Source organism: Neolewinella maritima (assembly GCF_923081025.1).
Classification (GTDB): domain Bacteria; phylum Bacteroidota; class Bacteroidia; order Chitinophagales; family Saprospiraceae; genus Neolewinella; species Neolewinella maritima.
The window spans coordinates 916,620-929,289 of record NZ_CAKLPZ010000001.1 but is presented as its reverse complement, the minus strand read 5'-3'; the positions used below and the strand labels follow the sequence as shown (position 1 = coordinate 929,289).

The following is a 12,670-nucleotide window of genomic DNA, read 5'->3' as shown; positions in this document are numbered from 1 at the left end:
GCTAAATGAAAGTAGCACGGAGGGGTACGAAGCAGTCATTCGTATACTGCCGTTGATAGCCGTGGTCCTCTGCGATTCTCTTCGGTTCTCCGCGGTAATGTTTCTATGTCAGTCCTTCAACTTCAAGACATAAACAGATTTATACCGCCCCATATCCTCCCGGTACGCTTCTAACTCCCGCTTCGTTTCCAGTGTAAGCAAGCTGCCCAGCGGCTGCTCGACCTCGAACAATCGGGGAATGACGCTGCGTATCGTCTCGTCCCACTGCGGGTAGTACTTGTCGAAGTCACCCGGACCGATACGCCTGCGGCAGCCGGGCTGATCGCAGGCCAGCTCCATTTCGACGTCGAGATTGAACAGGCCGTATTCGTCGGTCAGCTGCTCCCCCGCGGCGATGTCGCGCAGGGCCATCTCGAAGCCGTAGCCCGTGGAGATCGTATTGCACTGACAGCAGTGGTTGACGTACTTGGCCAGATCCCAACTCACGATGCGGTCGCCCCGCTCGTCGATGTAGGAGTACTTGTCGATCACGGCCTGCATCTCGGGGCCGTGCCGGTCGAAGTCGGCGGGGGCCACGGTGATCTCCAGACTATCCTTCACGTAGACGATCGTACCGGCGGGGATCGGCGCGGTGGCAAATACACCGTAACCCACGGCGTCGGAGATATGCTGAAGTCGGGTGTCGGGATGGATCATGGGTGGGGTCCTGACCTGATCAGGACTGGTGCAGCGTGGTTTGGGAACACAAAGTAGACCCGGGATACTTAGCAGTACGCAAATTTTTCTGCTCGCTGCCCTACCGCCTGAGTATCCTCCCTATTGCTTTACGGGGGAGACTGCGCACCTGCGACCGCGGCCACTCCCCTATCCTTTAGGGCAATAAAATAGTCACCACTTTTGAATACTCTACCGCCAAGTTTAATTTTCTTAGCCGCTCTTTATTGCGTTATATTAAATTTATTTGCCTATTATTGCAATCGGTTGCACGACCAAGTTTCCCCAGTTAGTCACCTAGTCTTTAGTTGATGCTTCGCGCCCTGCGCGGAGCTGGACCTGGCGTGCAGCTACCTCTTTCGATTTACACCATAACCTACTAACACAACATCATGCAAAAATTTTACTTGCGCACCCCGGTGCGTGCGGGTAGCCTCATGCTGCTCCTCTTCCTTTTGCTCGGCGGCGGACCGCTGAGCGCCCAGTCCATCGTGAGCCAGCACGGCCGCTTGCGGGTGGACGGCAACCGTATCGTCGACAAGAGCGGTACGCCGGTGAGCCTGGCCGGCAACAGCCTGTTCTGGAGCAATGCCGGCGACGTGAGCGACTACTATAAGGCCGCTACGGTCAATACCCTGGCCGACGGCTGGAACAGCTCGCTGGTCCGCGTAGCGATGGGCGTGAAGGAGAGCTGGGACGGTGGCCGCGGCTACGTGGACAGTCCCGACGCGCAACTCCTCAAAGTGACCACGGTCATCGATGCGGCCATCGCCAGGGGGATCTACGTGATCGTCGACTGGCACACCCACGAGGCGGAGCGGTATCAGCCGGAGGCCATCGCCTTCTTTACCGAGATCGCGCGGCGCTACGGCAACCGCGATAACCTGATCTATGAGGTGTACAACGAGCCCATCAATCAGTCGTGGTCGACCATCCGCAACTACGCCCAGGCGGTGACCGACGCGATCCGCGCGATCGACCCCGACAACCTGATCGTGGTGGGTACGCCCTTCTACTCCCAGCGCGTAGATGTGGCCGCCGGCAACCCTCTACCCGACCGCAATACCGCCTACACCCTGCACTTCTACGCCGGCACCCACGGCGATGACCTGCGTAGCAAAGCGCGCACCGCGCTGAGTAGGGGCATAGCGCTCTTCGTCACCGAATGGGGCAGCGTACTGGCTTCGGGCAAGGGCGAGCCCAATGAAACGAAGACCGATGACTGGCTGGACTTCATGCGCGAAAACCAGCTCAGCCACGCCAACTGGGCCATCAGCGATAAGCTGGAGGACGACGGCAGCACCGGTGCCAACGCCGTGCAGCTCGGCAAGGGCGTAGCCGGACTGCAAAACAACCAGCTCACCCCCTCGGGCAGGCTGGCTAAGCAGATCATTTCGGACTGGGGTAGCGCCGCCGGTCCGACGCCCCCCCCACCGGCTACCGGCGGCGTCTGCAGCTCCGTACAGTGTATCCGTGACCGCATGGCCTCGGCACAGCCCGGACAGGAGATCGTCGTAGCCGCGGGTACCTACCGCATCAGCAACACGCTGAGTAGCACCTTTAGCTCCGCCTACCTGTTTTCGGACCGCAACGGTACGGCCAGCCAGCGCATCACCCTGCGCGGCGAGAATGCCAATAACCCGCCCGTGATCGTGGGCAGCAGCAACAGCAACGGCTACCTGCTCAGCCTGGAGGGCGACTACTGGACGGTCAAGGATATGACCTTCCGGACCGGCGCTAAGGGCGTCATCCTGGACAATGCCAACCACAACCAGCTGATCAACCTGCGGGTAAGCGACGTGGGCGACGAGGCCATCCACCTGCGCGACGGATCGAGCAACAACCTGGTGCGCGGCTGTACGGTCACCGAGACCGGTCGCAACCAGCCCGGCTACGGGGAGGGCATCTACGTCGGCTCCGATAAGAGTCAGCACCTGGAGGAGGGTGGCACGAAGGCGAAGTACCGCCGCAGCTGCGACAACAACGTGATCGCCAGCTGTACGATCGGGCCCAACGTCACCGCCGAGGGCGTAGACATCAAGGAGGGTACCCGCAGCACGATCGTACGCTTCAACAACTTCATCGCCCGGGGGATCTCGGGAGCGAACAGCGCCGATGCCTTCATCGACGTGAAGGGGTCCGAAGCCTTCATCTACGGCAACACCTTCCGGGCCGACGGTGAGCCCAATGTCGTGGCCGGCGTAGACTTCCAGGACCGCGGCACCGGCTTCCGCACCGGCGAGAAGATCGCCGTATACAACAACACCTTCGTGCTGGGCAGCCAGTCCGGCCAGGTGAGCGTGGCCCGCAAGAAGGGCGGCGACCCTTCGGAGGTGCACGTCTGGGAAAACAAGGGCGTGGCCGAGGCCGACAAGTTTCCCAGCGACGGTACCCTCAACTACGTCATCCGCAGCTGCCCCACCGCGGCCTGGAACAACGTGATCACCTGCTCGGGTACGCCCCCCCCGCCACCGCCGCCGCCCACCGACCCCTGTGCCGGCACTGGTGCATCCATCGACGGGCGCATTCAGGCCGAGGACTACTGCCGCGAAAATGGCATCCGTACCCAGGCCACCGCCGACGCGGGCGGCGGACTCAACGTCGGCTACATTGACCAGGGCGACTACCTGGACTACCGGCTCTCCGTACCCACCGCCGGCAGCTATACGGTGAGCTACCGCGTGGCGAGTCTGTACAGCACGGGCGCCGTACAATTCCGCTCCGGCAGCACGGTACTGGCCACCACCGCCATTCCCAATACCGGCGGCTGGCAGAACTGGCGCACGATCACCACCACGGTCGACCTACCGGCGGGCGACCGCACGCTGCGGCTGTTTGCTTCCGGTCCGCGCTGGAACATCAATTGGTTCACCCTTACCCGCAACGGCACTTCGCCACCGCCTACGGGCAACCCCACGACCTGCTCCTTCGGTGCACCGTCGGGGAGTCCGCTACCGGCCCTGAACCAGCTGAGCTACAGCAATGTGCACGTACTCGGCACCGGCGACGCGTCAGCTAGTCCCGCACTTAGTCGGGACGGCCCCGCCCTGGGCAACTTCCGCCAGTTCAGCATCAACTACAGCGCGCAGTACGGCGACGTGTACCAGTTTGCGATCAACACGCGTGACGGTCGGCCCAGCTACTATGTAGACCTGCGCCCGACCCTCACCTACCGCTTCGACCGCGCCCAGCCCGACCTGACGCTCAGCGGCTCCGGCTTCGCCGGTCTGGACGGCAACTACTGGATTGTCAAGGACGGTGCCAACCTGGCCCTGGTGGAGAAAACGGCGGGCTACACCGTCTACTTCAGCAATTCCGCTACACCCCCCAACTGTGGTTCGGGCAGCGTGCGTCTGGCCCCGGCCGGCAGCTTCCGCGCGGATGACACCCCCGGCCTGTTCCCCAATCCGGTACAGCGGACGCTCTACGTGACCGGCCTCCACCAGGAAGCGGGCAGCTACCGCATCCTGGACATGCGCGGCGCGGTCGTGCAGCAAGCCCCCTTCGACGGCGCTACCCAGCTGACCATTAGCGTAGCCGACCTACCCACCGGCACCTATGTGCTGCGGGTGGAGCAGGCGGCGGGCAGCTTTACCGAGCGCTTTGTGCGGCAATAGGCTGGCATGGACTGGATCTGATAGGGTGACCCCCGGAGGTGTGGTGCGTTGGTGCTGCTGTTCGGGGGTTGCTTTTTTTGCGACCTACATATCATCATAAAATCGCTCCAGTAACTCCGCCAGTCGCTGCTGCACGCGGTTCAGGATGCTCGTCCGCCGCAGAATGCTCGGCTGTACGGTCATCACGGCCTGTACCTCCGCCTGGGAGGGTTCCCGCCCGTTGAATAAAGTGGTGTCAATGAGGCCCTGTAGGCCGTCGGCGGAGAGTTGCTCTTCCTCGGCGAGCTGTACGGTGGCGCGCTGCCGTTCGGCGCTCCAGAAGTTGGTGAACTCCTGCTCCACATCCCCCTGCTTGCCCACGCGGGGAAGCTCCTGCTCGATGAATTTTTCGATCAGCTCCCGCTTGCTACGCAGTTGTACTTCGTTGTTCAGACGCGTAGTGATCTCCTGGCGGCGGGCCGCTTTGTCCTGTTCCTTAGCCGTGTGCAGATTAGTCAGTAGCCGGATGATGTAGCTGACGTTGACCTGATCACGGTGGATCAGCTCGACCTCAAAGTCCACGTCGTTGAGGATACTCACCTTATTGCGCTTGGCCTCCGTGCGGACCTTGTCCCGGATATCCAGGTACTTGCTCTTGTAGTCCTCGAAGGTCTGTAGGTCGATAGCCACGTCGTCCATGTCGTACTCTGAAAAACCGGTCAGTACGTTGTCGATGCGGATGAGCTTACGGAAGGCCTGCACGAAGGACAATTCATCTTCTTCGGTCAGCAGCCGGTCCACTGCCTCCGGGGAGGGAACCAGCTCGATCAGGTCCGCCAGCGCCTCGTTGAAGCGCTGCACGTACACTTCGTAGGGCTCCATCAGGATCACCTCCTTGGCTTCCGGATTGGAGAATAGTGCGATGGCCTCATCGGTCGCCTTCTTGAGGTTGCGGAAGCTGACGATATTGCCCTGGCTCTTCACCTCCCCAATGATGCGGTTGGTGCGGCTAAAGGCCTGGATCAGACCGTGGTAGCGCAGGTTCTTATCTACGTAGAGCGTATTGACCAGCTTGGCGTCGAAGCCGGTCAGGAACATGTTGACTACCAGCAGAATATCCACCCGGTCGTCGTCGCTCGCCGTATCCTTTTCGCGGTCCTTGATGCGCTTGCCAATATCCTTGTAGTAGTTATAGAACTTCTTGCCGTCGCGGGTAGTAAAGCTGGTCCCGAAGTGCCGGTTGTAATCTTCGATAAAGGATTCCAGCCGGTCGCGGGTATGCACGTTTGCCGGACCGTCATTGTCAAAGTCCGGCTCCCCGATCATGCCGTCGGCCTCCCGGTCTTCTTCGTTGGCGGTATAGCTGAAAATGGTGGCGATGCGCAGTCCCGTCGTATCCCGCTCCCGGAACAGCTCGTAGTACTTGATCAGGTTATCCACGCTACTTACCGCGAAGATGGCCGTGAACCTCCGCTGGTGGGTCTTTCGTCCGTGGTTAGCGATGATCCAGTCCGTGACCTTTTCCAGCCGACCGGGGTCATCGAGTAGCTCGCGGGTGTCGATGGCTTCTACGTCGATGTCCAGGGCGACTTCGTTACCGTCCTCCTTATTCCGGTAGCGGCCCACGTACTCGATACTGAACTTGAGCACGTTCTCATCCCTGATCGCATTGGTGATCACGTACTTGTGCAGACAGCGTTCAAAGAGCGTCAGCGTAGTCTGCTTACCGCCCTGCCCCGCTACGGCATTATCGGCGAAAATGGGCGTACCCGTAAAGCCGAACAGCTGCGCCTGGGTGAAGAAGGCCACGATCCGCTGGTGGGTATCGCCAAACTGACTGCGGTGGCACTCGTCGAAGATGAACACCACCCGCTTGTCCCGCAGGTGAGCCACCCGCTCTTCGTAGCGCGATCCGGTGATGGCGGTATTGAGCTTCTGTATCGTGGTGACAATCAGTTTGGTATCGTCCGCCAGCTGGGTGACCAGCGTCCCGGTATTATCCGTTCCGTCTACACTGCCCTTGCTGAACTCATTGAACTCCCGCGTCGTCTGGTAGTCCAGGTCCTTACGGTCCACCACGAAGACCACCTTGTGTACCTCCGGCAGCTTCACCAGCACCTGCGCGGCCTTGAAGCTGGTCAGCGTCTTGCCCGAGCCCGTAGTGTGCCAGATGTAGCCGTTCTTGCGGCTGTTCTTCACCCGGTCGATGATGGCCTCCACCGCGTAGTATTGGTAGGGCCGCAGCACCATCAGCAGCCGATAGGTATGATGCTGCACGATGTACTTACAGATCATCTTCGACACGTGGCACTTCTCCAGGAACTCCCGCGCGAAGTCCTGCAGCTTACTGATCCGCTGGTTGGCGGCGTCCGTCCAGTAGAAGGTCTGCTTAAATTCCTGCCGCCGGTTATTGGCGTAGTACTTCGTATTCACCCCGTTGCTGATCACGAATATCTGCACGTACTGGTATAGCCCTCTGGCCGCCCTAAAGCTGTGCCGGTGGTAGCGGTTGATCTGGTTGAACGCCTCCTTCATCTCCACGCCCCGCCGCTTCAATTCGATCTGCACCAGCGGCAGCCCGTTGATGAGCAGCGTCACGTCATAGCGGTTCTTATAGCTGCCCTCCAGCGTCACCTGATTGGTCACCTGGTACTCGTTCTGGCACCAGTGTTCGGTATTCAGAAAGCGCACGTAGGTGGATGTACCGTCGTCCCGCTGCAATTGCATCCGGTCGCGCAGCGTCTTCGCCCGGTCGTACGCATTGCCCTTATCGAGGTGATTGAGTATGCGCTGATATTCCGTCTCGCTGAGCTGCAGGCCGTTGTGCCGCTCCAATTGCCGCCTCAGGTTAGTCAGCAGCGCCGCTTCGTCCGGCAACGTCACCCGGTCGTAGCCCAGCGTAGTCAGCTGCGCCATGAGTTGTTCTTCCAGCGCGGCTTCGGACTGGGTACTGGGGCTACGGCGTGTCATATCTGGGGCGGGGTCGCAGGTGCAAGGTGAATACGGTACGGTACGACGCTGCTTCCAGCAGCGACGGTACGCAGCTGCCTCCGGCAGCGGTGGGGTTTAGCAGGTAAGATAAGTGTGCGCGAGAGAGAATCAGATAGGATACTCCGTCGGCACCCCTTCTAACAACCTAGCGACATCAACCGCTGGTAGAATGGCTCGTGCAGGTGTGCGGGATAGCCGTGCGTGGAAATAGCCTCGCAAGGCTCCAACGGTAAAAGACCCAAGATGATCCAATAGCTGTTTCTCCAGACTGATTACGTCCTGGTCTTGTATAAGGCGCTCAAGCCATGAATCTTCTGTGAGCCTGAAACTACAGGTGACAGCGCAGGCTACAAAAGAGGGTCGATCTGATATAGACAGTTCAGTGATCGCGCGGCAAAATATAACTCGGTCCTCGGCCTGCACGGTGAACGCTGCGCCAAGTTGACCGGACGGTTCTGTGTCCAGTTCGAAATGCTGTTGCATAAATGCAAACTCTTCATCGACTATGCCTAGATAGGTGAATTGATAGGTTGATGATGACTCTATACTATCCACCACTATGTTGCATTTTATTCTGTTCGAATGTAATATAATTACCTGTTTTATGAGAAGTTCCGGGTTTGCGGCTTCTATTTTTGTCTAGAAGTGATACATCAAAAACAGGCTTGAGGTATGCTTTATGAACTAACGGTATGGTAAAGGTGATGATTGCACCTTCACCGGGTGAAGGGGTGTCCGCCGAGGCTCGTACACGACGGTAGGCTTCGTTTGCACTCATACGGGGGTGGGTAGCCGCGTAGTTAGCAGCTTTCCAGGCGGTAGACGTCTTTAGAATGGACACCTCAAGTGCAGCTTCAATCTTTGCAAGCGATTTAAGGGTGAAGTTGTGTCCGGGGGTCAGCCACTTGCTAACTTCAGATTCTTGCTTTCCCAGGGCCTTAGCCAGGTCGTTTTGCTTCCACCCCTTACGCTTCAGTTCGCTATGAATTTGATCGATCACCTCTACGGAGGTTTTTGCGAACCGCCGCGTATCCTGCGGAATCCGTTCCAATGCTTCTTGGTATCGTTTACTGCCCATGATTCTATAATTTAAATTCAATCTCATGACCGGTTGTAGATCGCAGCTCACCATCAACAACTCTAACATCGCCGACGCGAAATAACTGCTCGAAACGTCGGTTGATACGGACTGCATCCTCGAAGTAGGGTCGCACGTTATCACACTCCTGAGCGGTCCTCGCTTGTTCACTCTTGACACCACCGTTCAGTAAGATGACAATGCGTTCGCTCCACCTAATACAGTATAGCCGGATTGGATTGCCACTACCGACGACAATTTGTCCTTCGAAGCGAGCCGCTCGTGGGAGGGCGTGGGCACCCTTTTCGGGTCTGAAGTAGCGATCTTCGGCTCCGTACTGAGCGATCACCTCCAGTAAGGCCAGCAGTTCGTTGAATTGCTCTCGATAATCCTCTTCTTCGGTAAAGAAGCGGATGAATTCGTCCGTCTCACTCTCATCGTTCCAGGTTTCGCCGTCAGCACTCATACGCATGGTGTAGAAGTAGGTCTCCCCATCTTCCTCACGTTCACGAAACGCCTCCAGTCTTACGAAGTTCTTCACTTTAAAGTTAAGTTCCAAATTTTTCCTGCAAAATATGTCCTCGTTCACCGTCTTAGCAGGCAAACAAACAGTTGTATCGCATGCAATCTACTAACTCACTGTGTTAACTACCTGAGATCGCGGGGGTATTTTGCAGTGAGTGCACGCTGATTATGGTCTATGTGACCGCCGGTGGTTAGGCTGTGTTTCCACAGGTCTCCGGTTCCAACCCGGTCTTCCACCCAGAAAGTCGATCTGAGACTAGCTATCAAACCAGACAGCAGGACCAACTGGGCCATCTCCTGTACATTGTCCTCCCCAAGGAATGCTTATGTCGATAGATAACCTACTTCCCGTAAGGCCTGAGTAAGAGCTCGACAAAACCGCTGGTAGGAGGGTAGCCTGTTCAGACTCTCTAGTGGTACTGCCCGCCCAAGTTGCTCGTATAGCGAACTGATGTGCATTTTTAGGTTATCACTTCTATCATTATTGACTACACGCAGCACCTCATTCAGCTTGCTTTTAGGGTCAGCGTAGCGTTCCGGGTCACCGTGCAAATCGAGGTCTTGCGTATCGATAGTTGTATTCAAAACCTGCTTGAGTACTTCCCGATCCACTAACATCCATGCTTCCGTTTCCTGTACTGGTATGACCGGTACTACTATGGGCGCATCCTCCAAGTCGAGCGTGTCGATCGTTTCTAGGGCGGGTCGTAGTCGTTCGTTCAGCGCTTTCTTGTAGTTACTACTATCGGCATCGGCATGCAAGATCAGCAGATAGGCTCCACGACGCTGTGCGTCTCGGTAAGTCGCTACTATCTGGTCTACACCCTTCGCGCTACCACACCATTCCGGTGGGTACACGTCGATCTGCTGATTACTAGTCAGCAGTATACTTTCAAGTGTGCGTTCGATAATTGGACCCAAGAATCGTCCATCGGATTCACCTTCCCCCGCATACTCAACTAATAGAATGTTAGGCATCCGGTAGGCTTTCCTTGTTCTGCTGCGGAAGCCGAAGCTGGTTTAGATAATCCAATGCCTGACTAAGGGTATAACGTTCAATCCGACCTTTAGGGGAAGTACCATCGGCGTCTAAGACTATCTCATTCATACGGGTTGCAGGAAGTTTACGACGCCTGCCTTCGGTATTCACGAATGAGACTACTTTAGTGGTTAAGAGTGCGTGAACTCCTGGCTTATTACCGTGAGCTCTTAATGCAGCCTGTAGAAATGTTGGAGAATGTGTCGTACAGAGAACCTGACCAAGACCTGCATTCTCTTCCTCAAATGGTGAAAAGACAATATCTATCAGCAGATTCAACATTTCATTTAATACACGTGGGTCAACACCGTTTTCCGGCTCCTCGATTAGAAGGCATCTATTACTTTCCCTTCCCAACAGGTAGGTAGATAATGCAATTACACGTAACGTTCCCTCTGAAAGCAGATCAGCTACATAAGTTCCTCCTAGCGTGTCCGTGGCGGTCACTGTGGCTCGTTTGAAATCGTCTATGTACACGTCAACATCAACGATATCTTTAATTATCTTATTAACTCGTCGTGACAAATACTGTAAATCAACAGGATACTGCTTGATCAATTGAAGATGCCGCAGAATATTACTTTGTTTATCATCATTGCCTGATGCTCTTGCAAAATTCGAAAAGTGATATGGCTTCGCTAAGTCCACTAACTCTATTGACGATATCGCATTAAATACTGCTCTCAGATGTTTATCATCTCTGATGGTCGTTTCGCTAAGTGCTGTCTTATGTAAAGTGTTAGAATAATTTCCGAACTGGTACCTCCCCTTTTCGTTCTCATCGTTTGTAGAGAAGCTATCTATTAATACATTTGGACCACCGTAACTGACCATCACATATTTATCACGCTGATCTTTCGAAAGATAACGCTGAGGCCAGGAATCCTTCTTTTCGGAAATTGTTGTAAGCTTTTCACCAACAATTTCTACTGCATCAATATCTTCATACCCAATATCTAACCGCAACTTCAATTCATAACGCCAGCGATTATGTTCTAATCGCTCCATAAATTCTGTGCTGTAGCCCCGGGTCTGTAGGGGTAGCAATAGTTCCACAGCAATCACGATGTAGCTGCTGGTCTCTTCCTTGTTGTACTTCGTAAATACTTGAGTGAGTCCACCTCGCGTTTGGATAGACGGTGTATGCCCATTCGTTGCCATATCTCGAAGCAATCGCAACACATCAAATAGGTTACTCTTTCCTGAAGCGTTAGCTCCAGCAATCACGGTCAGTGGAGCCAAGTCCACTGCAAAATCAGTGAAAGTTTTAAAACCCGTAACCTCGATACGCGTGATCATTTTATCCGTATTACTGCCACAAGATACAGCCTAGCCATCACACAAACATCCCCTGCAACAGCCCCCGCTTAAACGCCTCCACGCCCGCCAGCTGCCGCTCCACCAGCGCGATGCGGTCGTCCAGGGCGCGCAGGAAGGTGGCGATGCGGCGTTGCTCGGGGAGGGAGGGGAGGGGTAATTTGATGCGCTTGATGGAGGTAGGTGATATACCTAATACTTTAGCCCCCTGCGCAATCTTACTAACCTGCTTTCTAAACTGTGGGGACTGTAGAAGTAAACTGCTGTACCCCAGTGCAATCTTATTGGGCTTAGGTCTGCCATGTATAGTGTGCAGGCCTGCATATAGCGGCACAGTGCCGGCGTCAACCACTTCGGTTGCCTTCCCAATGTCACTTACATCCTCCGAGGCGTCTGCTAAGAGCACATCCCCTACCCGAACAGTCTGTTTATAAGCCGCTCCCTTTGCTATTACTTCATTATTGATAAATGGTATTTCAGTTCGGCTAGCGTTCAGGTGATGTGAAAACTTGGTATGAATATCTCCGTAGTGTATATTTTTCCTGTCGCCTGCTTCGTAGTTCAGTTGGGCTCTTGATAAAGAATTAGTAGAGAAGAAGCCATACACTTCATCGATAGTAACTCTCTCCCATTCACCAACTGACTCCCCCGAAAACACCCGCTGCATCACCCCCCGCTTATACGCCCCCAGCAGCTCCAGCTGCCGCCGCAGCCCCGCCAGCCGGCCGTCCACCGCGGTGAGGAAGGTGGCGATCTTTTGTTGCTCGGGGAGGGTGGGAAGGGGAAATTTTAAAGACTTGACTGAGCTGCCCTTCAAGTTTTTCTGAACTCCACCTGCTGATAGCCTTAGTAGCTCATTCCTGCCAGACGTGCTGTTAAAATATGCTTTAGTAAAGTGCCCACTAATCATATTTCTATTTAAACGAAATCGAATAAGGAAGGCACCGGGAACAACAGGTTTCTCATAGCCTTCAAATAATCCTGTTATACCGATTGTACCACTACGTGCTATAACTAAGTCTCCTAATTTAAGAAAGTGACTTTCAAATTCCACAGATAAGTTTGCTTCAGGAACGTTGTCATAAGATATTGTTCCATCGTCTTCCATATCAGTCGTCCTAAGGCATACGACCGCCCCATTGTCCACATATTGATCTGAGGAAAATCGTGGGCCAAAAGCACTCTCTATAACGCCTTTTCCAAAACGAAACTCACGCCAATCCCCCTCAAACTCCCCAAACCGCATCGCCGGTACCAATCGCATTTCCATAACTAAATTTTCTTAAAGATTAAGCGCTGAGCCTTTCGGGGGGCCTACCGCGTAAGACCGCTTGCACCTGCGGCCCCGCCTAAATGAATAGGCCAGTCGGCGGACGAGCAACGGGCGCTACGCTTCCATGGCTCGGCCGA

At 55.4% G+C, this 12,670-nt stretch carries 8 protein-coding genes; 1 reads left to right on the top strand and 7 read right to left on the bottom strand.

All coding sequences use genetic code 11. From position 1 onward, the window contains the following. Positions 1-108 precede the first annotated feature (108 nt). Positions 109-696, bottom strand: a complete 588-nt coding sequence (locus MJQ68_RS03755) for an SET domain-containing protein (protein WP_238749639.1) — start codon at positions 694-696, stop codon at positions 109-111. 410 nt (positions 697-1,106) lie between these two features. On the opposite strand from MJQ68_RS03755, the gene MJQ68_RS03750 reads away from it, so the two are divergent. Then, positions 1,107-4,331, top strand: coding sequence for a cellulase family glycosylhydrolase (locus MJQ68_RS03750; protein ID WP_238749638.1), 3,225 nt, complete (start codon positions 1,107-1,109; stop codon positions 4,329-4,331). 84 nt (positions 4,332-4,415) lie between these two features. Here MJQ68_RS03750 and MJQ68_RS03745 read toward each other — a convergent pair whose 3' ends face one another. From MJQ68_RS03745 to MJQ68_RS03720, 6 genes are all read right to left on the bottom strand, one after another. Then, complete coding sequence (locus MJQ68_RS03745; protein ID WP_238749637.1) at positions 4,416-7,280, bottom strand: type I restriction endonuclease subunit R; 2,865 nt, start codon at positions 7,278-7,280, stop codon at positions 4,416-4,418. 568 nt (positions 7,281-7,848) lie between these two features. Beyond that, positions 7,849-8,379, bottom strand: a complete 531-nt coding sequence (locus tag MJQ68_RS03740; protein ID WP_238749636.1) for a helix-turn-helix domain-containing protein — start codon at positions 8,377-8,379, stop codon at positions 7,849-7,851. Positions 8,380-8,383: 4 nt separating this feature from the next. After that, positions 8,384-8,983: a hypothetical protein gene (locus tag MJQ68_RS03735; protein WP_238749635.1), complete on the bottom strand. Its 600-nt coding sequence runs from the start codon at positions 8,981-8,983 to the stop codon at positions 8,384-8,386. Positions 8,984-9,228: 245 nt separating this feature from the next. Beyond that, a complete protein-coding gene (locus MJQ68_RS03730; protein WP_238749634.1) occupies positions 9,229-9,882 on the bottom strand; it encodes a DUF4276 family protein in 654 nt (217 codons plus the stop codon). Continuing rightward, a complete protein-coding gene (locus MJQ68_RS03725) occupies positions 9,875-11,242 on the bottom strand; it encodes an AAA family ATPase (RefSeq protein ID WP_238749633.1) in 1,368 nt (455 codons plus the stop codon). The genes MJQ68_RS03730 and MJQ68_RS03725 overlap by 8 nt, the downstream gene beginning before the upstream one ends. A 37-nt stretch (positions 11,243-11,279) precedes the next feature. After that, positions 11,280-12,506: a restriction endonuclease subunit S gene (locus MJQ68_RS03720; protein ID WP_238750595.1), complete on the bottom strand. Its 1,227-nt coding sequence runs from the start codon at positions 12,504-12,506 to the stop codon at positions 11,280-11,282. Between the last annotated feature and the right edge of the window lie 164 nt (positions 12,507-12,670).